At 58.6% G+C, this 26,588-nt stretch carries 21 protein-coding genes and 1 pseudogene; 12 read left to right on the top strand and 10 right to left on the bottom strand.

Going from position 1 to position 26,588, the window contains the following annotated elements; translation table 11 throughout:
• The first annotated feature begins 56 nt into the window (after positions 1 to 56).
• Positions 57 to 872: a sulfite exporter TauE/SafE family protein gene (locus tag ACZRMS_RS18025; protein WP_463996394.1), complete on the top strand. Its 816-nt coding sequence runs from the start codon at positions 57 to 59 to the stop codon at positions 870 to 872.
• Positions 873 to 918: 46 nt separating this feature from the next.
• On the opposite strand, the gene ACZRMS_RS18020 is transcribed toward ACZRMS_RS18025, so the two are convergent.
• On the bottom strand, positions 919 to 1,614 hold the full coding sequence (locus ACZRMS_RS18020) for a pirin family protein (protein WP_463996393.1): 696 nt from the start codon (positions 1,612 to 1,614) through the stop codon (positions 919 to 921).
• 267 nt (positions 1,615 to 1,881) lie between these two features.
• Here ACZRMS_RS18020 and ACZRMS_RS18015 point away from each other — a divergent pair, with 267 nt between their 5' ends.
• Together ACZRMS_RS18015 and ggt are read left to right on the top strand one after the other, a co-directional pair.
• Positions 1,882 to 4,371 (top strand): UvrD-helicase domain-containing protein, encoded by a 2,490-nt coding sequence (locus ACZRMS_RS18015; RefSeq protein ID WP_463996392.1) that lies wholly within the window; start codon positions 1,882 to 1,884, stop codon positions 4,369 to 4,371.
• Between the two features lie 48 nt (positions 4,372 to 4,419).
• On the top strand, positions 4,420 to 6,252 hold the full coding sequence (gene ggt, locus ACZRMS_RS18010; protein ID WP_463996391.1) for a gamma-glutamyltransferase: 1,833 nt from the start codon (positions 4,420 to 4,422) through the stop codon (positions 6,250 to 6,252).
• A 247-nt stretch (positions 6,253 to 6,499) separates the two neighbouring features.
• Here the strand turns inward: ggt and ACZRMS_RS18005 are convergent, their stop codons facing one another.
• Entirely contained in the window at positions 6,500 to 6,778 is a 279-nt protein-coding gene (locus ACZRMS_RS18005; RefSeq protein ID WP_463996390.1) for a DUF1652 domain-containing protein, read from the bottom strand.
• Between the two features lie 252 nt (positions 6,779 to 7,030).
• On the opposite strand from ACZRMS_RS18005, the gene ACZRMS_RS18000 reads away from it, so the two are divergent.
• Genes ACZRMS_RS18000 through ACZRMS_RS17985 form a run of 4 tightly spaced genes read left to right on the top strand, consistent with a single transcriptional unit; the run spans position 7,031 to position 10,811 of the window.
• Positions 7,031 to 7,849: a helix-turn-helix domain-containing protein gene (locus ACZRMS_RS18000; RefSeq protein WP_463996389.1), complete on the top strand. Its 819-nt coding sequence runs from the start codon at positions 7,031 to 7,033 to the stop codon at positions 7,847 to 7,849.
• Positions 7,850 to 7,897: 48 nt separating this feature from the next.
• Positions 7,898 to 9,304, top strand: a complete 1,407-nt coding sequence (locus tag ACZRMS_RS17995; RefSeq protein ID WP_463996388.1) for an NAD(P)/FAD-dependent oxidoreductase — start codon at positions 7,898 to 7,900, stop codon at positions 9,302 to 9,304.
• A 30-nt stretch (positions 9,305 to 9,334) separates the two neighbouring features.
• A complete protein-coding gene (locus ACZRMS_RS17990; RefSeq protein WP_463996387.1) occupies positions 9,335 to 9,676 on the top strand; it encodes a cupin domain-containing protein in 342 nt (113 codons plus the stop codon).
• Between the two features lie 55 nt (positions 9,677 to 9,731).
• On the top strand, positions 9,732 to 10,811 hold the full coding sequence (locus ACZRMS_RS17985) for a polyamine ABC transporter substrate-binding protein (protein WP_463996386.1): 1,080 nt from the start codon (positions 9,732 to 9,734) through the stop codon (positions 10,809 to 10,811).
• 174 nt (positions 10,812 to 10,985) lie between these two features.
• Here the strand turns inward: ACZRMS_RS17985 and ACZRMS_RS17980 are convergent.
• The 8 genes and pseudogenes from ACZRMS_RS17980 to ACZRMS_RS17945 all read right to left on the bottom strand — a co-directional run bounded on the left by ACZRMS_RS17980 (position 10,986) and on the right by ACZRMS_RS17945 (position 19,568).
• Positions 10,986 to 11,605, bottom strand: a pseudogene (locus ACZRMS_RS17980) (recombinase family protein).
• Between the two features lie 277 nt (positions 11,606 to 11,882).
• Complete coding sequence (locus ACZRMS_RS17975; RefSeq protein WP_463996385.1) at positions 11,883 to 12,155, bottom strand: colicin immunity domain-containing protein; 273 nt, start codon at positions 12,153 to 12,155, stop codon at positions 11,883 to 11,885.
• Complete coding sequence (locus tag ACZRMS_RS17970) at positions 12,155 to 14,062, bottom strand: S-type pyocin domain-containing protein (RefSeq protein ID WP_463996384.1); 1,908 nt, start codon at positions 14,060 to 14,062, stop codon at positions 12,155 to 12,157. The genes ACZRMS_RS17975 and ACZRMS_RS17970 overlap by 1 nt, the downstream gene beginning before the upstream one ends.
• Positions 14,063 to 14,377: 315 nt before the next feature.
• Positions 14,378 to 15,352 (bottom strand): NAD(P)-dependent oxidoreductase, encoded by a 975-nt coding sequence (locus ACZRMS_RS17965; protein ID WP_463996383.1) that lies wholly within the window; start codon positions 15,350 to 15,352, stop codon positions 14,378 to 14,380.
• Between the two features lie 17 nt (positions 15,353 to 15,369).
• Positions 15,370 to 16,665 (bottom strand): MFS transporter, encoded by a 1,296-nt coding sequence (locus ACZRMS_RS17960; protein ID WP_463996382.1) that lies wholly within the window; start codon positions 16,663 to 16,665, stop codon positions 15,370 to 15,372.
• A gap of 64 nt (positions 16,666 to 16,729) precedes the next feature.
• A complete protein-coding gene (locus ACZRMS_RS17955; protein ID WP_463996381.1) occupies positions 16,730 to 17,683 on the bottom strand; it encodes a sugar kinase in 954 nt (317 codons plus the stop codon).
• Positions 17,676 to 18,458 carry a sugar phosphate isomerase/epimerase family protein gene (locus ACZRMS_RS17950; RefSeq protein WP_463996380.1) on the bottom strand — a complete coding sequence of 261 codons (783 nt, stop codon included), beginning with the start codon at positions 18,456 to 18,458 and terminating at the stop codon, positions 17,676 to 17,678. Before ACZRMS_RS17950 ends, ACZRMS_RS17955 begins: the two co-directional genes overlap by 8 nt.
• A gap of 84 nt (positions 18,459 to 18,542) precedes the next feature.
• On the bottom strand, positions 18,543 to 19,568 hold the full coding sequence (locus ACZRMS_RS17945) for a LacI family DNA-binding transcriptional regulator (RefSeq protein ID WP_048361716.1): 1,026 nt from the start codon (positions 19,566 to 19,568) through the stop codon (positions 18,543 to 18,545).
• 578 nt (positions 19,569 to 20,146) lie between these two features.
• Here ACZRMS_RS17945 and ACZRMS_RS17940 point away from each other — a divergent pair.
• The 5 genes from ACZRMS_RS17940 to ACZRMS_RS17920 all read left to right on the top strand — a co-directional run bounded on the left by ACZRMS_RS17940 (position 20,147) and on the right by ACZRMS_RS17920 (position 26,579).
• Positions 20,147 to 21,589 (top strand): serralysin family metalloprotease, encoded by a 1,443-nt coding sequence (locus tag ACZRMS_RS17940; protein ID WP_463996379.1) that lies wholly within the window; start codon positions 20,147 to 20,149, stop codon positions 21,587 to 21,589.
• Positions 21,590 to 21,720: 131 nt separating this feature from the next.
• Positions 21,721 to 22,032, top strand: a complete 312-nt coding sequence (locus ACZRMS_RS17935) for an AprI/Inh family metalloprotease inhibitor (RefSeq protein WP_463996378.1) — start codon at positions 21,721 to 21,723, stop codon at positions 22,030 to 22,032.
• 122 nt (positions 22,033 to 22,154) lie between these two features.
• Positions 22,155 to 23,903 (top strand): type I secretion system permease/ATPase, encoded by a 1,749-nt coding sequence (locus tag ACZRMS_RS17930; RefSeq protein WP_463996377.1) that lies wholly within the window; start codon positions 22,155 to 22,157, stop codon positions 23,901 to 23,903.
• A 17-nt stretch (positions 23,904 to 23,920) separates the two neighbouring features.
• Complete coding sequence (locus tag ACZRMS_RS17925) at positions 23,921 to 25,222, top strand: HlyD family type I secretion periplasmic adaptor subunit (protein ID WP_463996376.1); 1,302 nt, start codon at positions 23,921 to 23,923, stop codon at positions 25,220 to 25,222.
• Between the two features lies 1 nt (position 25,223).
• Entirely contained in the window at positions 25,224 to 26,579 is a 1,356-nt protein-coding gene (locus ACZRMS_RS17920; protein ID WP_463996375.1) for a TolC family outer membrane protein, read from the top strand.
• The last annotated feature ends 9 nt before the right edge of the window (positions 26,580 to 26,588 follow it).

The raw sequence follows: 26,588 nt of genomic DNA, 5'->3' as shown, positions 1-26,588 counted from the left end.
CAGGGTGTGTGGTCAGGCCTGGCGCTCGTGCTCTTCACGCTGGACCGAGGTTAGTTGTGTCGCTTGAGATTTTATTCGGAATTATGGTGGGTTTGATTCTCGGCCTTACAGGGGCGGGAGGCGGCATTTTGGCCGTCCCGGCCCTGGTGATCGGCCTGGGCTGGTCAATGACCCAGGCCGCCCCCGTGGCATTGATGGCGGTGGGGGCTGCGGCTGCGCTCGGGGCACTTGATGGTTTGCGCAAAGGGCTGGTGCGCTATCGGGCGGCGACCTTGATGGCCGTGCTGGGGGCGGGTTTTACCCCGGTGGGGCTGTATGTGGCTCACCGTCTGCCTGAAAGCGGGCTCAGCGCGTTATTCAGCCTGGTGCTGATCGCGGTTGCCGTGCGCATGGCGCGTCAGCCCCGCAGCCCGCAACCTCTGGCGCAAGCACCGGGTGACCAGGGCTGGGAGCAAAAAAACTGCATGCTGGATGAAACCACCGGCCGTTTGAAATGGACGCTCAAGTGCTCTGCAACCCTGGCGCTGGTGGGCTCGTTCTGCGGGTTGCTGACGGGGTTGCTGGGGGTGGGGGGCGGCTTTCTGCTGGTACCGGCATTCAGGCAACTGACCGATATCCGCGCTCACGCCGTGGTTGCCACGTCCTTGATGGTGATTGCCCTGATCTCGCTTACGGCCATCATCGGCGCGCTTTACAGCGGTGTACGCATCCCGGTCGAGGGAGTGATTTTTATCCTGGCCTGCATGGGCGGGATGCTGGCGGGTCGCGTGGTCGCGCCCAAGGTATCGGCGCAGGTGCTGCAATTGGGCTTCGCTGCTTTGTGTGTGCTGGTCGCCGGGGCCCTGCTGTACAAAACCTGGTTCCAGGCCTGAAAAAAGACCGGACACCCTGGGGTGCCCGGTCTTTTTACGTGTGGCGTCAGGCGATATCGACCAGCACGATCTCGCTGTCTTCGATCGCCGTCACCCGCAGTACAAACTCATCCACCACGGCTACGCCATCCCGTGCATTGGCACGCAGGCCGTTGACCTCGATCACTCCCGTGGCGGGCACCAGATAGGCGCGACGCCCACTGTCCAGCCGGTACTCGGCGCTTTCGCCGGCCTTGAGGTTTGCCGCCACCAGGCGGGCATCGGCGCGGATGCGCAGGCTTTCATGATCGCCTTCCTTGCCACTGGCCAGGGTGACAAACCCTTCACGCTGCCCTTTGGGGAAAGGCCTGGCGCCCCAGGCAGGCGCATCGCCTTGCCGATTCGGAATGATCCATATCTGGAAGATTTTGGTGGGCGTCGGCTCCAGGTTGTACTCGCTGTGGGCAATCCCGGTGCCCGCGCTCATGACCTGCACATCGCCTGCTTCAGTGCGCCCCTTGTTGCCCAGGTTGTCTTCGTGGCTGATGGCGCCTTCACGGACATAGGTGATGATTTCCATGTCGCGGTGCGGGTGTTTCGGGAAGCCGGTGCCGGGGGCGATCACGTCATCGTTCCATACCCGCAGGTTGCCCCAGTTCATCCGCTGCGGATCATGGTATTCGGCGAACGAAAAGTGGTGATGGGCGTCCAGCCAACCGTGGTTTGCGCCGCCCAGGGTATTGAAGGGTCTGAGTTCAAGCATGATGCGTCTCCTGTTCAGGTTGCCCGTGGGGTGTGAACGGTTACCCGGTTGATGATGGGATGATTCTCCATCAGTGACATATCGATAAAAAGCTTAAAAAATGCGTAAAACCAATCAAATAAATAGATGCTTTTGCAGGTCAGTAAATCGTCATTTACCTTCACTGGAAGCTCTAAATGGCTGATGCCCAAGCAATTAGCTAGATCTCTGAGCCTAATGCAGCGACCATAGTCTCCCGCCCGGACAGCCTCACACCCTGGAGTCAGCGTGCCGCAACACAATCCCGATCTGCCTGAAGAACTGGCCCCCATTACTCAATTGCCCCTGCTCAAGCGCCTGGCTGCCCGACTGTTTGGCAGCGGCCTGAGCCGTTTGCGCGCCCGGCATGGGGCGTCCTGGCTACAAGGCCAGGCTGACGGGTTTCGCAGCGGGCACAGCGCCGGGGTCGATTACGGCTTTGCAGAGGGCCACGCCGAAGGGCTGGAAGAGGGCCGTCAGGTCCTGTTTATCAGCGACTTGCGTGCGCAGGAACTGCGGGCCCCCGGTATTGATGACCACTTGTTCGATGACTGGCGGCTGCCCCTGGGCCCCGAACTGAAAAAGCAAATCAAGGCCGACGTGGCTGCAATCCTGCCCGGGCATGCCCAGCCCAGTGCTGCGCAGTGGAAGATGATCTTCAGCGATACACCGTCAACCTCGGTGGTCGCCGGTGCCGGGGCAGGCAAGTCGACGTCGCTGGTGCTGCGGATTTTGCTGCTTACCCATTATCTGGGCTTTGAACTTGGCTCGATGACCGTGGTGACCTTCACCCGCGAATCACGCAAGGACTTCATCAGCAAACTGCAGGAGATTTTTGCCCTGTGGGGGCGCACCTTGTCACTCAAGGAAGCCCGTGACGTGGTGCGCACCTTTCACTCGCGCATATTGCCCATGGTGCGCAGCTTGCCCGGCTACGGCCAGTTGCAGGCGTTTGAGACCCTGAACACGCGCAGCCTGTTCAACGACGACGAAAGCGACAGCAACCCGTTCGATTTGCGCATCAACGACGCCCAGCGTCAGCAGCTCAATGCTTGCTACCACAGCCTTTACACCCGTGATGAGCGCTTTCGCCAGACACTGGCACCGCTGTGCCGGCATGCCTTGCAGCTCAAGGAGCTGGAGCGCGACCACCCCGACGTGCAAAAGCGCATGGCGGTGACCGAACTGGCCGCCAGGCGCGACGAAGAGCTTTGCGACACCCTGGAGGATCTGTGGTTTGCTGCCGGTGCGTGGCCGATCCAGGGCATCGAACCCAATCGCGAAACAGTTGAAATCAATGGTTCGTCATTCCATTGCCACGGCTACATTGCCGAGCTTGATGCTTGGGTGGTATTGGGTTTCGACCCACGGGAGAACCCGCAGATTTGCCGCCCCGGCGCCAAGCTCAGTGTGCGGGCCGAGTGGGCGGTTAAACGGACCCTGTTTCGAGCTTTCTGTAATAAACCATTGATATGGCTAGAAAATTACGATTCTGCAAAGCGCGTTATCAGCGCATTGGCAGGGGGCGCCAGTGCCGGCCCGGGGTTTGATTACAAGCTCAAGGGTGAGTTGGGTTCAGCGCCGTTGCTCGACAGCTTTGTTGCGGCGGCAAGCTTTATCGAAAACCTTGGGCTCGACGTGGCGGCGGCCGTGGCGGACATGCGCTTTGCCAAAGACGATCCGGACCGTTTCTTCTTCGAAGCCCTGAGCCTGTACTGGCGAGCGCTGGAAGACCATCTGTTGGCGCAAACCCCGCCGGTCATGACCTACAACCGCATGTTCTCGCTGTTTGGCGAGAACACCCCGCAGAACTTCAAACTGCTGAGTCACGAGCAGCTACGGCCACTGTCGCACTTGATGATCGATGAGTTTCAGGACGTGTCGCCGCAGATCGTCTCCTGGTTACGGGCCAGCTTGCGCGAGATTCGCAGCCGTGGCCCGGCGATGCATGTAGGGCGCGGTGCCCAGCGTTCTTCGCTGCTGTGTGTGGGGGATGACTGGCAATCGATCTACGGTTGGCGCGGCAGCTCGCCCAAATACTTCATGGAGTTCAACAAGGAATTCCCGTCGCCCGCCACCACCCGGGTGATGCTCAGCGACAACTTCCGTAGTCACCAACACATCATCGATGCCGCAGAACATATCGTGCGCGCCGCGCCGTCCATTGCCGGCAAACGGGCCAAGGCCAGCGGCGAGCCCAAGACGCCCGTGCCGGTCAATGTCCTGCATCGCGACGATCAGGGCCTGGCTGCCCGGTTGACCGAGCACTACAACGCCGGCGATAGCGTGTTAATGCTGTATCGAAAAAGTAGCGATAAGCTATTGATTGAAAAGGATATTCAGTCAGTTTTAAATCTGGATTCCAGCCTGGCGCCTGCCGACCGCAGGCTCAAGCAACTGACGTACCACAGCTCCAAAGGCTTGCAGGCCGATGCGGTGTTCTTGCTGGGCGACTGCCAGCACCTGACGTCTTCGCCCTACAAAAATCAGGTGTACCGCATGGCGGGCCTGGGCAAGGACGGCGACCCGGAACCTTACGACAGCGCGCAGAAGGACGAGATTCTGCGGTTGGCGTATGTCGGCATCACCCGGGCGGTCAAGCATTGCTACTGGTATCTGGAAAACCAGGACGCTCAAGGGCCCAACGTCCCCAAAGCCTCTGACCGGATACCTCAGGGCAAGGCGTTCTTTGAAGATTTGCGCACCCCGTCAAGCGTCAGCAATTCCAATGGCGGGTGACGCCCGAATAACAACAATCAGCAGTACTGCCAGTAAAAGGAACTCATTTTGATCAACAACTTGCGTGCCAAAAACAACAGTGCCGGCGTGATCGGTGTATCAGCCCTGGCCCTGTGGCTCAGTGGATGCGGTACAGAGGCCTCGGCGCCCCATAAAACCTCTGCATTGCCGCCTGCGCCCGAAATTTCCTCGGGTTTTCGCTCAGACATGGTCCCGGTACACGCCACTCGCCATATGGCCGCAGCGGCCAACCCGCTGGCAACCGCTGCCGGGCAGCAGATGCTGCGCAAGGGCGGGTCTGCGATTGATGCGGCGATCGCCATGCAAGCGGTGCTTGCGCTGGTCGAGCCGCAGGCCAGTGGCATCGGTGGCGGTGCTTTCATTCTGTATTGGGATGGCAAGCAGGTTCAGGCCTTTGATGGTCGCGAAACGGCCCCGGCAGGGGCCGACACGCGCATGTTCCTGGGGGCTGATGGCCAGCCGATACCGTTTACGGAGGCCCAGATAGGCGGGCGTTCGGTGGGCGTGCCGGGCGTGCTCAGAGCGCTGGAAATGGCCCACAAGCAACACGGCAAACTGCCTTGGGGTGACCTGTTCCAGCCTGCCATTCAACTGGCCACTCAGGGCTTCCCTGTGTCCAAGCGGTTACATACCCAGATCGCCGCTGACAAATTCATTCCCGGTTCACCGGAAATGGCCAGGTACTTCCTGACGCCACAAGGGCAGGCCTTGCCCGTGGGTACCTTGCTGAAAAACCCTGAACTTGCCCGCACCCTTGACGCTATTGCCACTCGCGGTGCAGATGCGTTCTACCAGGGGGCGGTCGCGCAGGCGATGGTGGACAAAGTCGGCGCCCACGCCCGCCCGGGCACACTGTCCCTGGCGGATGTCAGCGGTTACCGGGCCAAAGAGCGCCAGGCGGTGTGCGGTGACTACAAAGAGTGGCGCGTCTGCGGCATGCCACCGCCGTCTTCGGGTGGCGTCGCCGTGCTACAGACGCTGGGGATTCTCGAGGCGTTCCAGCACACCTCGCCAGCGCTGGACCTGGCCAGGATGCCCCCGGTGCCGAGCAGCACGGGCACAGGCGTGGAGCCTTCTGCTTCGGCAGTTCACCTGATCGCCGAGGCCGAGCGCCTGGCTTATGCTGACCGGGCGCTTTATCTGGCGGACAGCGACTTTGTGCCCGTCAATGTGAAAGGGCTGACCGACAAGGCCTACTACGCCACAAGGGCGGCGCTTATCGGGGACAGAAGCATGGGGCGTGCCGAGGCGGGTATCCCAGCAGGCATTAACCTGGCACTGGCACCTGACCGGTCGGCGCTGCGTATTTCCACCTCGCAGATAGCCGCGGTGGACGATCAGGGCGGGGCCATCTCGATGACCACCTCGGTCGAAGCCGCGTTTGGTTCGCACGTGATGACCAATGGCTTCATCTTGAACAACCAGCTCACCGACTTCTCGTTTGTCCCGCAGGAAAACGGCAAGCCTGTCGCCAACCGTATCGAGCCAGGCAAGCGCCCGCGTTCTTCAATGGCCCCGACTCTGGTGTTCGATCGCAAAAGCGGCGAACTGGTTGCCACGGTGGGTTCCCCTGGCGGCTCTCAGATCATCGAGTACGTCAACAAGGCGGTCGTTGGCCTGGCGGACTGGAAACTGAACCCTCAGGACGCAATCAGTCTGCCCAACTTCGGCAGTCGCAATGTCGGTACCGAGCTTGAAGCCGGCATGGTCAGCCCCGCACTGGTGCAGCAGTTGAAGGACCGTGGCCATGAGGTATCCCTGATCGAAATGACCAGTGGCACCCAGATCATTGCCCGGGACGAAAACGGATGGGTCGCCGGTGCTGACCCGCGTCGAGAAGGCACTGCAGCAGGGGATTGAGGTACACGGAAATGGCCCATAAGTTGCCCGGGACGAAAACGGATGGGTCGCCGGTGCTGACCCGCGTCGAGAAGGCACTGCAACAGGGGATTGAGGTAGCGGAAATGGCCCATAAGTTGTTTTATGGGCTTGATTCTGTTTCTAGAATATTGAGTTAAGGTTCTGATTTATAAAGATATAAATCAATAACCTAATGTTTATTCTAGGTGCGGAACAGCACAAACCCTGTGGGCCCCAGCCTTCTGATTCAGGCCTGAGCCTGCCAGGTCATCGGTGGTACGAAGCTTTCAAGCTCGTCTTCCACGGCCTGGATGATGCGGCCCACCTGGCCCAGGCTCATGACCGTGGCGCAGGGGATGCCGGCAATGGCAATCACGGTTTCGCCACTGGCACGGTCAAACAGGCGGGCAATCATGCTGCCCGGTGCGTCCATGCTTGCTTCGAAGCCCATCGGATGGAAATGCCAGCGCATGAGTTGGCAGGCATTCGGGAAAGTGATTCTGTTGACGCTGTCCATGAGGTGCATAGAGCAATTCCTTTAGCTCAAGGTGTCGTGCGGTTAACGCTGACCGCATGTGTTTGAAAGTGTTTCGTGTTCAAACCTAGCATTCAAAAGCGAGGGTGCTAAGCATTTTTTCCTGCCATGGCCACTTGTTTGACTGGCTTTTGATATGAATCATGCACTTAGCTGATTTCCCTTCTGCGTTTGCCTCGCCGCGTCCCCATTGAGGCCCGCGAACAAACGCGTCACTCTTGGTTTTTTGTTTTCGAGCGTTCTATGTCAGCCCCAGACGACGGCCCCGAACATACCCGCGCCACCGGCGAAACCGTGATGCGCTACCACCTGTGCTGGAAGCATCGTGATCTGGACGGGGTGATGGCGCTGTATCACCCCGACGTGATCTACAACGACTTTTTCCAGAACCGGGCCATGGCCCTCGATGAGCTGCGCGAGTACGTGCAGTCGTCCATGCCCAGAGAGCCGGACGAAGCGCTCGAACACAGCGATCGCATTCGTCTGGATGGTAATACCGCCTTCATTCAGTACCGGATGACCTTGCGCGGCAGCCAGGGGCTGGTGTCGTTCCGCGCCAGTGAAGCCATCACGGTGCGCGACGGGCTGATCTGGCAGGTCAACGAATACGCCTCACTGGTCCACGAAACCGCGCCCAACCCGGCGGGCCAAGGCTCGCTGCGGCCTGCGGTCAGCCGCCTGGGACTTTCGGCCCGGCAGCTGAGTTTTATGGCCCAGGACCTGCAAACCTATTTCGAGCAGCAACAACCCTGGCTCGATCCCGAACTGGACCTGCAGGAAGTGGCCAGGGCTTGCGGTTATACGCGCAACCAGATGTCGTATCTGCTCAACCAGGTACTGGGGCAAAGCTTTTACCGTTATGTGAATCAGGCACGGCTGCGTCATGTACTGGCGGCGATGGATGCGGCCCGCACCGCGGTCAAGGTCGATGAGCTGGCATTTTCGGCGGGGTTTAACTCCATATCCGCGTTTTACAGCTGTTTTCGCCAGCACACCGGGCAGTCGCCCAAGGCGTACGCCAAACAAATTTCTTTGCGGGCACGCACGCAAGACGCGCCCTGAGGCCAGCGACTAGGATCGACCCATTCTTGGATCGGTGTGGAGTCGGTAATGCCAGCATGGCGCTCAATCAGTTTATGGATGGACCAGCTCGGGGAAGATCTCGCACCCCGGCCGCCGCTTGAGCACGATCTGGATGTCGACGTGGTCATTATCGGAGCCGGTTACACCGGGCTCTGGACGGCGTATTACCTCAAGCGCCATGCCCCTGAACTGAGCATTGCAATCGTTGAAGCGCAAACCGCAGGCTTTGGCGCATCGGGCCGCAACGGCGGCTGGCTGATGGGCAACCTGCTGGGCGAAGACCGCTTGCTGGCCGGGTTGCCGGCGCAGCAGCGTCGCGAGTCCTTCGACTTGCTGCACGGCATTCCCGATACCGTGAAAAGCGTCATCGACCGCGAAGGCATCGACTGCGATTACCGTAAAGGGGGCGCACTGTTTTGCGCGGCGCGCTACCCCGAGCAAGAGGCCAGTTTGCGCAGTTATCTGGCCAGCCTCTACGCCGAAGGCCTGGACGAATCCGACTACTGCTGGCTGAGCCCGGCCGAACTGGCGCAGCAGATCCGTGTGGCCAAGCCTTACGGCGGGATCTTCACACCGCATGTCGCAACCATCCACCCGGCCAAACTGGTACGCGGCCTGGCCCGCGCCGTTGAGCGCATGGGGGTGCGGATCTTCGAACAAAGCCCGGTGACTGAGTGGCGCGCAGGGTTTGCCCGCACCGCCAAGGCCCGGGTACGTAGCCGTTGGGTGGTACCTGCCGTGGAGGGCTATGCCAACACCCTGGCGCCCCTGGGGCGCTATCAATTGCCGGTACAGAGCCTGATGGTGGCCACAGAACCTTTATCGTCCGCGATCTGGGACGAGATTGGTCTGGCCCGGGGGCAGGCTTTCAGCGAAAGCAGTCGCCAGGTTACCTACGGCCAGCGCACGGTGGACAACCGCCTGGTGTTCGGGGCCCGGGGCGGTTACCAGTTTGGCGGGCGGTTGCGCGAGAACTTCGACCTCAGCCAGAGCGAAATCGAACTGCGCCGCTATCTGTTCAGCGAGCTGTTCCCGCAGCTCAAAAATGTAGAGATCAGCCATGTGTGGGGCGGCAATCTGGGGATGTCGCGGCGCTTTCAGCCGCACATGCTCTGTGATCGCCAGCAGGGCATTGCCCTGGCAGGCGGATACGGCGGAGAAGGCGTGGGCGCCAGCCACTTGGGCGGGCGCACGCTGGCCGACCTGATTTTGCAGCGTGACACCCTTGAGGTCAGACAGCCCTGGGTGTTGACCGAAGGCGGGCTGGGCGCACTCAAGGCCTGGGAGCCGGAGCCCTGTCGCTGGCTGGGTTACAACGCGATCATCCGCAGCTTTGTGTACGAAGACAAAACCCTGGCCAACCCAGACAGCCCGCCCTGGCGTCGGCAATTTGCCAGCCGTATGGCCGGGCTTATGGAAGGCTTTATGCGTTAACCCGACATTTTCGTAGAACAGGAACGTCCCATGAGCATCACGCAATTCAAGAACACCGCCCACGTGCAGCTGCAAGAGTCGTTTCCCGTCGCCGTGCCGCTGGGCACGCCGGTTGCGGTCACCTCGGTGACCTGTGTAGAGCGTAACGACGGCGTCGAAACCGGTATCTGGGAATGCACCCCGGGCCGTTGGCGTCGCCAGATCATGGAACAGGAGTTCTGCCACTTTATTCAAGGCCGCTGCACCTTCACCCCGGATAAGGGTGAAACCCTGACCATAGAAGCGGGCGATGCACTGATGTTGCCTGCCAACAGCACCGGAATCTGGGATATCCAGGAAACCGTGCGCAAGACGTATGTATTGATCCTTTGATCGCCGAAACCTGCCAATAAAAACAGCTGCCCCAAAACATGCAAGGAATCGAATCATGATCCGTGTCGCCCTGTTGCCCCTGATGCTCGCCGGTACGTTGTGCCAGGCCACCGAGACCGTGAAGGTCTATAACTGGTCGGACTACATTGCCCCCGACACGATGAAGAATTTCCAGCGTGATACCGGCATTGCCTTCAGCTATGACGTGTTCGACAGCAACGAAACGCTGGATGGCAAGTTGATGACGGGGTCATCCGGTTATGACGTGGTATTTCCATCCAACCACTTCATGGCGCGCCAGATTCAGGGCAAGGCGCTGAAGAAGCTCGACAAGAGCCAGCTGCCGAACTGGAAAAACCTCAACCCGGTGCTGCTCAAGGCACTGCAGGTCAACGATCCGGGCAACGAGCACGGTTTTCCATACCTGTGGGGCAGCACCGGGATTGGCTACAACATCGCCAAGGTCAAGGCGGTGCTGGGGGACGACGCGCCGGTGGACTCGTGGGACTTGATCTTTAAGCCCGAAAACATGGAAAAGCTCAAGTCCTGCGGGGTGGCGATTCTCGACAATGGCCCGGAAATCCTGCCTGCGGCGCTCAACTACCTGGGCTTGCCCCATCACAGCAAGAACCCGGCCGACTACAAGAAAGCCGAAGAGCTGCTACTCAAGGTCCGGCCGTATATCAGCTACTTCCACTCATCGAAGTACACCAGTGATCTGGCTAACGGCAATATCTGCGTGGCAGTAGGTTTTTCGGGAGACATTCTGCAGGCCGAAACCCGGGCCAAAGAGGCCAATAACGGCGTCGAAATCGGCTATGGGATTCCCAGGGAAGGTGCCGCTATCTGGTTTGACATGGTCGCCATGCCTGCCGATGCGCCGGACGAAAAGGCCGCTTACAGCTTCATGAACTACTTGCTGCGCCCGGACGTGATGGCCGGGATCACCAACCATGTGCATTACGCCAATGGCAACGAGCAGGCCGATGCCCTGGTCAGCCCTGAAATCAAGGCTGACACCAAGGTCTATCCAACCCCAGAGATGATGGACAAGCTGTTTGCGCTCGAGGCCATGCCGCTGAACATTGACCGGGTCCGCACCCGGGTGTGGACCAATATCAAAAGCGGCAAGTGACCTTCGGTGAACTCACTCAGGGGGAGCCTCAGAAAACGGACAATAAAGCACATTAAGGGGTCTCTTAAGAAAACGGAAAATAAAGCACGTTAAGCCGATTGCAGTGGCCGCAATGGCCTGAGCTGACACCCATCAAATCGGACGGCGCTACGCCAGAGGAGTCATATAAATCGGCTATTTAGCTTGTTGAAGCTGATCTCGGATTTTGAGAACGGTCGTTGTTGAACAAGCGGCGTGGCGGGCGGTTGCTCGGATGCCTAAGTTGGCGGACAGCAGTTCCCGTACACGCTTGTGCAAATCGGCATCAATAGGTCGACCTTTGCAGGCCCCGGCGCTTTTGGCCTTTGCAATTCCCTGAGCTTGTCGCTCACGGCGCTGTTGATAATCCTTACGAGCAATAGGAGCCATCATTTCGATCATCATGTTGTTGATCCAAGCATGCGGCTGGTGAACTCGTCCCCCTGGGTGACTCTTAATGCCAGGTGGCTGGTGGGTAGATCGAACGCGACAATACGAAGTCCTTTTGAGTCGATGGTTGCCTTGAGCATTCGCCATTCAGGATCTTCCATGCGTGACAGCCGGTCGATACTTTCAACCAGGAGCACATCGCCTTTGCGTGCATCCTTGAGCAGCCGAAGAAGCTCAGGCCTATTCGCTTCGGTGCCGCTGGCATTCTCGGTATACATGTTGGCAATGAGCTGGCCATGTTCAGTCGCGAGTTGCTCCAATGCAGTACTAGCTCGATTCGCGTCTTGCTCGATGGTCGACGCACGAAGATAAGAACGAACGAACATGGCGGCTTCTACTCTCTCGTATCATGTTGAGTGTTCACATATTGGCGTATCAAATTGAACGTACCAGTAATAGAAAATCTCCCCAGAACTGGTTTCTTCTAGATGCACCATTTTATGTATACCTAAAAATACGACCAGCAAGAGTGATTGGTATGCAGAGATGATTAATTTGTCAAGTTGAACTCAAAAAAACCCAGCTTGAGCCGGGTTTTCTCCATCATGACTTTACAGCTACATAACTACAAGCGGTCAAAACTAACTAAAGTCTTTCTCCTAATTAAATATAACCATATGTACTGAGAAGCTTGCTTACCTCTTGCTTTAGCTCACTCTCTGTCAGTTCTGTAGGGCGATCTTTGGGGCCGTCTGTAAAACTATCAGCAAGACCGAACATTAGTCTTAGGCAATCGCCTAGATGATCATCATCTTGTGCTAAAATCCCCGACTTACCTTCAGACCTCCACTGTTCAAAAAAAGTTGCAGTAAAATCCTTCCCGCTAATAGAAGATGTGGTTAGTTTTTTTGCAAGCTCAATCAACGCTACGCTCATCATAATACTCCTGTATCAATATAAACTTTGTATTGTCGGGTTCCTGGTTCAAGATGCCATCCAGAAATAAACATTCCATCAGCTCCAACAATTACTACTAAGTTGCTATCGGAATTAAAATATACTTTTGAGTTCGGCTCGGAGTGAAAAGTACCTTTCTCAATAGTCGCAGGATCGCTAAGGTGAGTAAGTATTTTATCTCTAAACTCTGTTAGCGTCTGATTGGTGGCATTTTGCCCTTCAAAACCGAAGTCTTCTTTATGACTGTCAAACTTCTTTTGGAGCTGTCTACGGGTAAAGACTCCCGAATCCAAAGGCTCGCTGAACATCACATAAACCGGTGCAATCCCTGACTCTGCTGGGAACCAGGTGATCAAATCATCTGGGGTAATGGTTACACCAGGATAGGGCTCAGCCTCAACGGTGATCGGTTGCAGCGTGGTGCCGGTGTAGACCGGGATTTCTTGAGGTACCGCAGGTGTTGTTGTACTTGATGGGTTCTCGCTCCCCGGCGCATCAAGGGGTGTCCACGTCAGCGTAATTGGCGGCTGATCAGGAATCGTGGTGGGAAGCACCACTTCATACAGACCTGTCGTGGGATTCAGCGTTGCAGCCCGTACGGGAACCGCCTTGGGTACATTCACACCATCGGTACTGACCACTGAGATAACAGATCGATCGCTCTTGGCTTCATTGGTCAGGCGCCATGGCAGTTCGACGGTACCTTGAGCCAACGCAATGCTTTGCAGATCGGCACCTGGCGCAAGCCCCAACTGCTCCGCCTTCAGGCCAAAACCATAGCGAATGCGGTCAGGCGTACGATCCTGTGAACCGTCAGCCGTCGCAGGGGAGTACAACCCTAATGAGACAAATGCAGCGATGTATGCGCCAGGCCCTGCTGCGGCAATTCGGCCCAGTGCCGCAATGGCATCGGCAATAGCCTGGGCCAAAGCGCCAGCACCTTCACCTACTTGAATCAGCCCTTGCCCCGAGACTGTGATCGCTGCGGCATTTGCAGGCATGGCCAATGTACCTGCGGTCCTGAATACAGCCTGACGCGCGGCTTGCTGTTGCGCCACTCGCTGTGCTTCTGCTGCAACTCGAGCTTGCTCATCAGCGACACGCTTGGCTTCGGCCTCGTCAGCTATGCGTTTGGCCTCTGCTTCAGCTGCCACGCGTTGTGCTTCGGCTTCGGCGGCAATACGGCTTTGTTCAGCTGTTATAGCGGTGAGTGCATCCTCTTTCGCTTTTAGCCGGTTCGCCATTTCCAAATAGACTTGAGAAGTTTTATACGCGTTATAAGCAGTGGCCCAATCCTTGAGGAGTTTATAGTTAGGGTGTGGGCCTGGCGCCAAACCATTTGAGTAAAAGTCTCTTAAGTCATAGCCAGCTTCTTTAATGGGGTTCTCACCAAAAAAGGACTTGGCTTCTTGCAGCTTAGTGTTGGCCAATGAGCGGCTTTCAGCGCTCGCTGCCGAAACAACACTCAGTTCTTTTGATACCGTTTCTGGTGGTGTTTTAGCATTCATAGGGGCACTCTTGCCCCCTGCGTTTTTTATGATTTTATCAATGCTTGAGTCGATGTGCGCCGTATCTGTTGCGTGTTTCTTTTTTATTTCATGTTCCTGTGTTTTGATCACCTCATCCATGTAGTTAGATACAATAATCATTGGCAATAAATGGTCTGCAATATCTGCGGGTGCTGAATTATAAGGATGCCCTCCAGTTATCATGGCGCCAAAATCCGGGTTGGGTCCAAATGCGGTAATTACGGTAGCGCCTAAGAAAAGTGTTTCGCCTCGCTGCCACATATTACTTTCCTGTTTTAAGTGTTTACACCAAAAAAGATAGGTATTAAGTCCTGTAAAGCAGAAAGCTGTGGCTGGGCCTCTTGAAATCTGTGCCATGACATTCATTCTACGGCTGTAGCACCTTACAATGGACGCCATCATTGTGCGTAAAATCAGTACTTCGCCAAGCATACATATGTATTGCTGCTTAATTTTCAGGTAACTAATATTGATAACTGTTGGCGCCTGCCGCGAGTACGACGCCGTTATCGACCTGCATGTTCTCATGGTCGGAAAGTCCATCAACGGCAAAATGCGTTATTTGGATAAATCCTCGACCGTAGTTTTGAGCTGCAACGCTACCGGGCCAGCGGGCTAAACCTGGTAACGGCAGCCACCGTTCTTTGGAATACCGTTTATTTAGAGTGCTTCTTAGCGCAATGCTTGCGGGTTGACCAGGTTGGCCGGACGCTCACCGGCCAATGCCGCCAGCAGGTTTTCCACGGCGCAGCGGGCCATGGCTTCACGGGTCTCAAAGGTGGCCGAGCCGATATGCGGCGTGGCCACCACGTTGTCCAGTTTCAGCAATGGCGACGTCAGCTCCAGAGGTTCGCGCTCGAACACGTCGAGCCCGGCGCCGCGGATCTGGCCTTGCTGCAAGGCGTTGATCAGCGCCTTTTCGTCCACCACCTTGCCGCGAGAGATGTTGATAAAGATGCTCTCGGGGCGCATCAGGGCAAATTGCTCGGCACCGATCAAACCTTCGGTTTGCGCGGTCAGGGGCAGGGTCAGGCAGATAAAGTCCGCTTGTTGCAACAACTCGTCCAGGCTGCGGTATTGCGCGTTGAAGCGTGCTTCGACCGCAGGTTTGGGCGAGTTGCTGTGGTAGATCACCGGCATCCCGAAGCCAAAGTGGCCGCGCTGGGCCAGGGCTTCGCCGATACGGCCCATACCGATAATGCCCAGGGTTTTGCCATGCACGTCGGTGCCGAAATGCTCGGGGCCGACGTTTTTTTGCCATTGGCCATTACGCACCATATTGGCCAGCTCCACCACGCGCCGGGCACTGGCCAGTACCAGGGCAAAGCCGGTGTCGGCGGTGGTTTCGGTCAGCACGTCCGGGGTATTGGTGAGCAGAACCTTGCGCTCGGTCAGGTAGTCGATGTCGTAGTTATCGACACCTACCGACACGCTGGACACAACCTCCAGCTCGGGCGCCAGATCCAGCAGCTGTGCATCCAGCTTGAGGCTTGCTCCCAGGATGCCACGGGCCTGGGGCAGGGCAGCTCGCAGCTGCTCCATGCCCCGGGCGTCAAGCCGCTCGATCAGGGTGACATGGGCGTGGGCCTCAAGGCGCTGCATCAGCGCGTCGGACAGTTGTTTGTAGAGCACGACATGTTTTTTCAAGGGAGTCACCAACCTAATCAAGAGTGGGCCAGACGCTGCGAAGCATCGTGTTGGGGGACGGCAGGGTCTTTGGCGGCAGGTTTAAGCATCACCGTGAGTACTACCGAAATCATCAGGGCACCGCTCATCAGCAGGAAGGACGCGCCCGTAGAGCCGGTCGAGCTGTTCAGATACCCCACCAGGTAGGAACCGGCAAAGGAGCCCAGCGCACCCATGCTGTTGATCAGCGCCATGGCACCGCCTGCCACGTTGGAAGGCAGGATTTCAGGAATGATGGCGAAAAACGGGCCATAGGGCGCGTACATGCAGCCGCCGGCAATCACCAGCAACGCGTAGGACCACCAGAAGTGTTCGGCGCCCAGCATGTACGAGCCGTAGAACGCGATGGATGCGATCAGCAGCGGCGGCCAGACGAAGCGTTTGCGCTTTTGCAGTTTGTCCGAGCCCCAGGACACCACCAGCATGGCGATCACGGCAGCCAGATACGGCAGGGCCGAGAGCCAGCCGGCTTCGATCATGTCCATCTGTGCGCCTTGCTTGAGAATCGACGGCAGCCACAGCACAAAGCCGTACACCCCGATGCTCCAGCAAAAGAACTGCAAGGCCAGCAGGATAACGGCCGGGGTACGGAACGCGGCGGCGTAGTTTTTCACCGGCTTCATGCCCACTTGCTCGGCATCCAGCGCGCTTTGCAGGTCGTGTTTTTCCTGGTTGCTGAGCCATTTGGCTTCGCTTGGGCGGTCATCGGCCAGGCGCCACCAGATAAAGGCCCAGAGCACGGCAGGCAGGCCTTCGACGATAAACATCCAGCGCCAGCTGTAATGCTGCACCAGGTAGCCCGAAACGACGGACATCCAGAGCATGGTCACCGGGTTGCCCAGGATCAGGAAGGTGTTGGCGCGCGAGCGTTCGGCGCGGGTGAACCAATGACACAGGTACACCAGCATCGCGGGCATCACGGCGGCCTCAACCACCCCGAGCATGAAGCGGATCACGATCAGCCAGTAGGCGCTGGAGACCACGCCGGTCAGCGTGGCGAGGCTGCCCCAGAGGATCAGGCTGACAAATATCAGCTTCTTGACGCTGTTTCTCTGCGCGTAAATCGCCCCCGGAACCTGGAAGAAGAAATACCCGAGGAAAAACAGCGCACCCAGCAATGACGACAGGCCGGGGGTGATGTTCAGGTCTTCAGCCATCCCGGAGGCGGCTGCAAAACCATAGTTGGCACGGTCAAGGTAAGCCAGGCTGTACGTGATAAACACGATCGGCATGATGTACCACCACCGGCGGGCAGCGAGTTTTAACGAGTGCATAGTGGTGCTCCTGAGCTTGTTTTTGTTGTGCGCAGCAGGTAACGGGTCAAGCTGAAAAGGTCGTTTAGAGGGGCGCAGGCAGCGCGTTGTGTTCCAGCAGCTCGGCACGGGTCGGCAGGCCTTCCATATCGCCACGGCTCTGTACGGCACGGCTGCCGATCCAGTTGCCGCGCTGTACTGCCTGGGCAAACCCGAGGTTCTCCAGCAAGGCGCTGATCACACCGACGGCAAAGCCATCACCGGCACCGACGGTGTCGATCACGTTGGCGACCGGTACTGCCGGCACAAATTGCTCAACCTGGGCAGTGCGATAGAACGCACCCTTGGCCCCCAGTTTGATGATCACTGCCTCGGCACCCTGGTCGAGATAGAACGCGGCAATATCGCCAGGATCTTCGTAGCCGGTCAGCAGCCGGCCTTCGCTCAAGCCCGGCAGCACCCAGTCGGCGTGGGCGGCGAGGGCGTTGATGTCGCGGATCATCTGCTGCTCACTGGCCCACAGCGAAGGTCGCAGGTTGGGATCGAACGACACGCTGTTGCCGGCGGCACGCATGGACTTCATCAGTTCGAACGACAATTCGTTGCAGCTGGCCGAGAGGGCGGGCGGGATGCCGGTGGCGTGCAGGTGCCGGGCACCGAGCAGTTGCGGGGTCAGTGCACTGAGGTTCAGGTGGCTGGCGGCGGAGCCACGGCGGAAGTACTCCACCTGCGGGTCACTGCCATCGTCCACCCGGGACTTGAGTTGAAAACCGGTCGGGTTGTGGGGGTCGATTTCAACATGCTGGCAGTCCAGCCCTTCAGCTTGCAGCGTGTTGAGCACGAAGCGGCCGAACGAGTCGGCACCCACGCGGCTCAGCCACTTCACATTGAAGCCCAGGCGGGACAGGCCAATAGCGACGTTGCTGTCGGCACCGGCGATGCGCTTGTGGAACAACGCGACCTGCGCCAGATCGCCGGTATGTTCGGCCACCAACATGGCCATGGTTTCGCCAAACGACAACACATCAACCTTAGACATGGCTCAGCTCCTGTTGCTTTTGGCTCAAACGGGCCAGTACGGCGACGTGTTCCCGGGTCAGGCAGTCAAGGTCCGTGCCCTGCAGCGGGTACTCGATGGCCCGTGTCAGGCCGTGGGGCATATGGGTCATCAGGTGTTGCCACTGTTGCAGGTCGGCGGCGGTGGGCGGCGTGGCGACCAGCTTGCCGTCCTGGCGACGGTTCACGCCCTTGCAGTGCAGGTAGGTGACGTAGCGGCCCAGCAGGCGGGCGGCGGTAACGGCCGATTGGTCCTGCCAGTGCCAGTTGCCGATATCGAAGGTCATGCTGATCGGTGCCTGCTGCTGCTCGACCTGGTCGAAAAAGCGCTGCATGGGTTCGATCCGCCCGCCGTACGAGGTCTGGTCGTTTTCCACCAGCAAGCGCACAGGCTGCTGGTTGAGGCAGGCCGCCAGGTTTTGCAGGTCACAGTGTTCGGTGAAATAGCCCAGCGACACTTTCAACCATTGGGCGCCGAACGAACGGGCGCGCTGCAAGGTAGCAAGCAGTTGGGTGTTGGGCCGTGACTGCCCGGCTTCCCACAGTTCCAGTGGCGACGAGAACACGCACTCAAGACCCTGATCTTGCACGGCCTGGCTGAAAGAGGCCGGGTCTTCGTCGGTCAACAGCTCTTCGCGCAGTTCGATACGGGACACGCCGGCGTTGGCCAGCAATTCAATGAAACTGTGTTGTCCGCGCTGGCGAACCAGGTCGGCGCCGTAACTCGACAGGCTGATGGATACGGGAAATGCAGTCATTATTATTAATCTCTGAAACCGGTTTCATTTTGTTGTGTGTTAAACCGCCGGCTACCGGGTCAAGGGTGCCAAGCGGGTAAAGTGTCAGGCAGTCAGGGGTTGCGTTGAGCCGCGCGTAATCAGCTGCGCCGCGAAACTCAGCTCACGGGCCGGGGACTTGTCGCCGCCCAGGCGTTTAAGCAGGCAATCGAAGGCGTTGGCGCCAATCTGTTGCGTGGGCTGGGCCAGCGCGGTGATGCCGTTGCCCACCAGGGGGAACCATTCCAGGTCATCCAGGGCAATCAGCCCCACGTCTTCGAACAGGCGGCAGTTCAGCTCGCGCAACACCTGGGTGCACGCCAGCGCGGCGAGGCCGTTGGCGCAAAACAGCGCCTTGGGCCCGTTGCCGGGGGATTGCAGGAACGATTCGATGGCGGCGCGCAGGCCCGCCCCGGTTTTAACCACAGCACCGCGCAGGGCAGGGCGTGCGACCAGTTGGGCGGTGAAGCTGTTGACGCGCTCGACCCGCGAGCTGGTGCCATCGACCGGCTCGCTGACCATCAGCAGGTCGCGATAACCCTGTTGCTCAAGATGCTCCAGGGCCATGCGCACGGCGTCTGCGTTGTCGAGGCCCACCAGATCGGTGTGCAGTTGCTCGACTTTGCGGTCAATCAGCACGATGGGCATTTCCCGATGCAGTTCTTGCAGTGCGTCAGGGTCATGCCCAAGGGTGTTAAGGATCAGGCCTTCGATATTGTAGGAACGCAGTGCCGCCAGATGCTGACGCTCTTGTTCGTCATCCAGATCGGTGTTGCACACCACGAGGTTGTAGCCGTGCAGGCGGCAGGCGGTTTCGACGCCATGCATGACGGCAATGGAATAGGGGTTGCGAATATCGGCTACCAGCATCCCGATCAGCCGCGTACGTCCGCGCTTGAGGCCTCGGGCCATTTGATTGGGGTGGTAGCCCAGCTCATTGATCGCCCGCTCGATACGCTCGGCGATGGCTTCGGAGAGCAAGGCGCGGTCTTCGCCAATAAAGCGCGACACGCTGGCCTTTGACACGCCGGCACGCTGGGCAACATCGAGCATGGTCACGCGGGTGCGCTGAGCTGCAGAAAAACTGTTCACGGCCTGAAACCTTTTATTTGAGTTATCGCAGGCGGTTTCGCGTGAGGGCGCTGAAACCGGTTTCAGGAGAACTCAAATCCCCCGGCCTCGTCAAGTCCCGCGTTGAGGTTCAGGTGGTCGGTGACGAGCCACGAGGCGGCGATTACACCGCCGTACTGCCCTGAAAAGAGCAAGTTTTTAATAGCGGATAGCGACGCGTAGTTGTCCGTGGGCGACACTTTGCACAATAACTTTGGCATGCAATGCTTGGGTTTTCAGTTAGATGATGACTGTTATTTAAATAGACGCGTGCGCGGCAGCCATAACGAATGAGTTGCTCATTTATTTAAACTTATTGTCCCGGACCGGGCAGTCAGTATTTGGTCGCTGGCAGGGTAAAAAATAACTTTCCGTTGAATGATCAATGGTTACGGCTATATGCACACTTGCTGTCATTTTATTGCAAAATAGTACTGGACTAAATATTTAAACTTGTGTCAGTTTCTGCCGGCCATATAACGGCGAGTGATAGGACGATCTCGCCAAGGGGTCGTCGTTGTCTGTCAAAACTTTCTACTGCTAAACAAGGAAATGTTTAAATGTCGAAACTTAAAGAGAAAGCGGCACTGTCTGTCGGCCAGACCCAAGCGGCAACGGTCAGCAGTTCCGTCTTCACTCAAATTGATAACTTCAGTCATTTCTATGATCGTGGCAATCATCTGGTCAATGGCAAACCTTCGTTCACCGTCGACCAGGCGGCCGATCAGCTGACCCGTTCCGGCGCCAGCTGGCATGACCTGAACGGCGACGGCGTGATCAACCTCACTTATACCTTCCTGACAGCGCCGCCCGTGGGTTTTGCCACCCGCGGCCTGGGAACCTTCAGCCAGTTCTCTTCCTTGCAAAAGGAGCAAGCCAAGCTGTCGTTGGAATCGTGGGCTGACGTGGCCAAAGTGACTTTCACTGAGGGCCCGGCAGGCCGTGGTAATGATGGTCACATGACCTTCGCCAACTTCAGCGCCAGTAACGGCGGCGCGGCGTTTGCCTATCTGCCGGACAGTTCGCGCAAAGGCGAGTCGTGGTACTTGATCAACAGGGAGTATGACGTCAACAAAACCCCGGGCGAAGGCAATTACGGTCGCCAGACCCTGACCCACGAAATCGGCCACACCCTGGGGCTGTCGCACCCCGGCGACTACAACGCCGGTAACGGCAACCCGACTTACCGCGACGCGGTATATGGCGAAGACAACCGTGCGTACAGCGTCATGAGCTACTGGAGTGAAAGCAATACCGGCCAGCATTTCACCAACAGCGGCGAAGGTGCCTACGCATCGGCTCCTTTACTGGATGACATTGCAGCGGTGCAGAAACTCTATGGCGCCAACCTTGAAACCCGTGCCGACGACACCGTCTACGGCTTCAACGCCACGGCGGACCGGGACTTCTACAGCGCAACATCAGCCAGCTCCAAGCTGATTTTTGCCGTGTGGGACGGTGGCGGTAATGACACCCTGGACTTCTCCGGTTTCACTCAAAACCAGAAGATCAACCTGACAGCAGGTTCGTTCTCTGACGTGGGCGGGATGACCGGCAACGTGTCGATTGCACAGGGCGTAACGGTCGAAAACGCCATTGGCGGCTCGGGCAATGACCTGCTGATTGGCAACAGTGCAGACAACGTGCTCAAGGGCGGGGCCGGCAACGACTTGCTCTACGGCGGTGGCGGTGCTGACACGCTGTGGGGCGGTACCGGTGCTGATGTGTTCGTGTTTGGCGCGGTGTCAGACTCTGCGCCCAATGCCGCCGATACCATCATGGACTTCCAGTCCGGCATCGACAAAATCGACGTCTCGGCCATCACCAAACTGGCCGGGCTGAACTTTGTCGACGCCTTCTCCGGGCGTGCCGGGGAAGCGATTGTGAGCTATGACAAGGCCAGCAATCAGGGCCACTTTGCTGTCGACTTCAGCGGCCATGCGGTCGCTGATTTCCTGGTGAGCACCGTGGGTCAAGTGGCCACTTACGACATCGTCGCGTAAGCCTGCCGGTACAGGAGCAGCGCGCAAGCGCTGCTTTCAGGGGTCCTGAAGAGATGAACTGCAGGCTAACCGGATTTTTCAAGGTGATGGGGTGTATAGCCGCATTGCTGACCTTTTCTACAGAGAGCGCCATGGCCAATTCCTTGCTGCTGCTGAGCCCCGCACAACTGGCGGGCAACTGGACGTTTTATTCGCAGGACGATGCCGATCAGGCCTGTACGGTACGGCTGATTGCCGAAAACAGGGCCTTCAGCCCTGAAGTGAAATGTTTGCAAACCTGGTTGGGCGAAGTACCGACAAGTTGGTCGCCGACCCCGGACGGCTTATTCCTGATGGGCAAGGGGGGTACCGATATAGTGCATATGAACCGTATTGAACCGGGGCACTATGAAGTGCAACTTGGCGCTCAAAAAATATTGGTGATGGTGCGCGCGAATAACTAAGCGTTATCAAGACGCAACTTCTGGCGTAAAGGGCTGAGCGGGTAACCGCCCGTGGCAGTTCGCGGGTGTCTGTGGGTTATATGCGTGCAGGTACGCAATGCATTATCTATCAAGGAAGAGTCATGAAGCGGCTGAAGAACAGTCCCGTTGCCCCCTTGTTGCAGGTGCTGGGTGACTATAAAAACATCTTGATCAGCGTGGGGTGTTTTACGGCCTTGATCAATATATTGATGCTGGTGCCGTCCATTTACATGCTTCAGGTATATGACCGGGTATTGTCCTCGCAAAACACGACAACGCTGGCCATGTTGTCATTGATGGTGGTGGGGTTTTTCATCTTTATCGGGCTGCTTGAAACGGTGCGCAGTTTTATTGTTATCCGCATCGGCAGCCAATTGGAGCGCCGCTTTAACCAGCAGGTGTACCGCGCCGCCTTCGAGCGTAATCTGTTCAGCGGTCAGGCCCATGCCGGCCAGGCGTTGGGGGATTTGACCCTGATCCGCCAATTTGTCACGGGCCCTGCGCTGTTCGCCTTCTTCGATGCGCCGTGGTTTCCCATCTATTTGTTCGTGATTTTCCTGTTCAACACCTGGCTCGGGGTGTTGGCGACCGCAGGCGCGCTGTTGCTGGTAGGGCTGGCCTGTGTCAACGAGGTGATGACGCGTAAATCCCTGGGCCTGGCCAGTGTGTACTCGCAGCAGTCCAGCCAACTGGCCACCAGCCATTTGCACAATGCCGAGACCATTCAGGCCATGGGCATGCTGGGGGTGTTGCGCAAGCGCTGGTTCAACCTGCATTCGCGGTTTCTGGCCGAGCAAAACAAGGCCAGCGACACCGGGGCCGTCATCGGTTCGGTGAGCAAGACCTTGCGTCTGTGCCTGCAATCACTGGTGCTGGGCCTGGGGGCCTTGCTGGTGATTCAGGGCGACATGAGTGCCGGGATGATGATTGCCGGTTCGATTTTGATGGGCCGCGTGCTGAGCCCCATCGACCAGTTGATTGCCGTGTGGAAGCAATGGAGTTCGGCGCGGCTGGCTTATCAGCGGCTGGACAGTCTGCTGCGCGAGCATCCGGCCAGTGAAGACAACATGGCGTTGCCGGCCCCCAGGGGGCAGATGAGCTTTGAGCAGGTCAGCGCCGCGCCGCCGGGCCAGCGCCTGCCCACGTTGCATCAGATCAGTTTCAGCCTCAATGCCGGCGAGGTGCTTGGTGTGCTGGGCGCATCGGGCTGCGGCAAGTCGACCCTGGCGCGGGTGCTGGTGGGCGTGTGGCCCACCCTGGCTGGCACGGTGCGTCTGGACGGCGCGGATATCCATCAGTGGAACCGCGATCAGCTGGGGCCGCATATCGGCTATCTGCCCCAGGACATCGAGTTGTTCAGCGGCAGCATTGCCGAAAATATCGCCCGTTTCCGTGACAGCGACCCGCAGCAGGTGGTCGCAGCGGCGCAGCAGGCCGGGGTGCACGAGATGATTTTGCGCCTGCCCCAAGGTTACGACACGGTGCTGGGGGACGAGGGCAGCGGTTTGTCGGGCGGGCAAAAGCAGCGCGTGGCACTGGCCCGGGCCTTGTACGGCAGGCCGAGCCTGGTGGTGCTCGACGAGCCCAACTCCAACCTCGATGCCGTGGGTGACGCAGCACTGACCCGGGCAATTGCCCAGCTCAAGGGGCAGGGTTGCACGGTGATACTCGTGACTCACCGCTCATCATCCCTGGCCCAGACCGACAAATTGCTGGTGCTCAATGACGGCCGCACCCAGGTCTTCGGGCCCAGTACCGAGGTGCTCAAGGCGTTGTCCGGGGCACAGCAACAACACGCCGCCGCACAGACGGCGCCCGCCAGTATCAATCGCCAGAGTGCCGACGCATGAGCAAGGAAGCTCCCATTATGAGTGATGACCATCAGCCACAGCGCGGGGCCGGGTTTTACGTGCGGGCAGGCTGGGTGCTGACCATACTCGGCGCCGGCAGTTTTTTTGTATGGGCCAGCCTCGCGCCACTGGACGAGGGGATTCCCGTTCAAGGCACCGTGGTGGTATCGGGCAAACGCAAGGCCGTGCAGTCTTTGGGGCCGGGGGTGGTGAGCCAGATTCTGGTGCGCGAAGGGCAGGCGGTGCGTCAGGGGGAGCCGCTGTTTCGCCTGGACCCGACCCAGGTCGAGGCCGATGTGCAATCGTTGCGGGCGCAGTACCGCATGGCCTGGGCCAGTCAGGCCCGCTGGCAAAGCGAGCGCGACAACCTTGGCCGGGTGAGTTTTGCGCCGCAGTTGAGTGACGACCCTGACCCGCGACTGGCTCTGGTGCTCGAAGGCCAGCAACAGTTGTTCAGCAGCCGGCGTGAGGCCTTTGCCCGTGAGCAGGCCGGGCTGAAGGCCAGCATCGAAGGCGCCACGCAACAGTTGGCGGGCATGCGCCGGGCCCGGGGTGATCAGCTGGCTCAGGCCGATTCCTTGCGTCAGCAACTGAGCAATTTGCGGCCACTGGCTGACAACGGCTATATCCCGCGTAACCGGCTGATGGAGTACGAACGCCAGCTGTCGCAGATCCAGCAGGATCTGGCGCAGAACGTCGGCGAAAGCGGGCGCATCGAGCAGGGCATTCTGGAGTCGCGGCTCAAACTGGCGCAGCACATTGACGAGTATCAGAAGGAAGTACGCACCCAGCTGGCCGAGGCCCAACTCAAAACCCTGACCCTTGAGCAGCAACTGGCTTCGGCCAGCTTTGATCTGCAACACAGCGAAATCAATGCGCCAGCGGACGGTATCGCGGTCAATCTGGGGGTACACACCGAGGGCGCGGTGGTCCGGGCCGGGGAAACCCTGCTGGAAATCGTGCCCCAGGACGCGCGCCTGGAAGTCGAAGGGCGCCTGCCGGTGAACCTGGTGGACCGGGTGGGCAGCCAGTTGCCCGTGGACATTCTGTTTACAGCGTTCAATCAGAGCCGAACCCCGCGGGTGTCCGGGGCGGTGAGCCTGGTCTCGGCAGACCAGTTGCTGGATGAAAAAACCGGCATGCCGTACTACGTACTGCGCAGCACGGTCAGTGATCAGGCGCTGGAAAAACTCAACGGGCTGGTGATCAAGCCCGGCATGCCGGCCGAGATGTTCGTACGCACGGGTGAACGCTCGCTGCTCAACTACTTGTTTAAACCGCTGCTGGATCGCGCAGGTTCTGCGTTGAGTGAGCGCTAGGATGCTGCGACCTATGAAAAGAGCTTCACGGTTGGCCCTCACGCTCGGGTTGTGGCTCGGGGTAACGGCCAGCGCACAGGCAATGGGACTGTTTGAGGTGTACGAACAGGCGTTGCGCAATGATCCGCAGTTCCTAGGTGCAATCCAGGAACGCGACGCAGGCCTTGAAAGCCGGGTCATTGGCCGCGCCGGGCTGCTGCCCAAGCTGTCCTACAACTACAACAAGGGGCGCAACAACTCCAAAGCCACCTACCTCAACGAGCGCGGCAACACCCACGATGACCGCAACTACAACAGTTACGGCTCGACCTTTATGGTGCAGCAGCCGCTGATCGACTACGAGGCGTACGCCAATTACCGCAAGGGTGTAGCCCAGGCGCTGTTTGCAGATGAGGTCTTTCGCAGCAAAAGCCAGGAATTGCTCGTGCGGGTGCTGACGTATTACACCCAGGCCCTGTTTGCGCAGGATCAGATCGACATCGCGCAAGCCAAGAAAAAAGCCTACGAGCAGCAGTTCCAGCAGAACGAGCACCTGTTTCGCCAAGGCGAGGGTACGCGCACCGACATTCTGGAAGCCGAGTCGCGTTATGAACTGGCCAGCGCTGAAGAGATCCAGGCCTTTGATGAGCAAGATGCAGCATTGCGTGAGCTGGGCGCCCTGATAGGCGTGGCTGCAGTGGATATCGAGCAGTTGACGCCGCTGGCCCGCAGTTTCAATTCATTGCCGCTGGAACCTGCAAACTTCTCGACCTGGCATGCCCTGGCCCTGGCCAACAACCCGGTGCTCGCCTCGCAGCGTGAGGCACTGGAGGTGGCAAAGTACGAAGTGGAGCGAAACCGGGCAGGGCATCTGCCCAAGCTCAATGCCTATGCCAGTGTGCGCAAGATGGAGTCCGAGAGCGGCAATACCTACAACCAGCGCTACGACACCAACACCATCGGCATTGAAGTCAGCCTGCCCCTGTACTCGGGGGGCGGGGTGTCGGCGTCGGTGCGTCAGGCCGGCAGCAACCTGGCCCAGGCGGAATATGAACTGGAGGGCAAGACCCGGGAAACCCTGATTGAGCTCAGACGTCAATTCAACGCGTGTTTGTCGGGCGTCAGCAAGTTGCGGGCCTATCAGAAAGCCCTGGTCTCGGCCGAAGCGCTGGTGGTTTCGACCCGGCAAAGCATTCTGGGTGGCGAGCGGGTCAACCTGGATGCATTGAACGCCGAACAGCAGCTTTACAGCACGCGGCGCGACCTGGCCCAGACCCGTTACGACTACCTGCTGGCGTGGACCAAATTGCACTTTTACGCGGGCACCTTGCGTGAACAGGACCTGGCACGGGTCGATGAGGCTTTTGTGGAGCGATAGTTTTATCAA

It is taken from the genome of Pseudomonas sp. B424, from assembly GCF_055408345.1.
The sequence above is the reverse complement of the archived record's forward strand: the minus strand, read 5'-3'. Positions and strand labels throughout refer to the sequence as shown.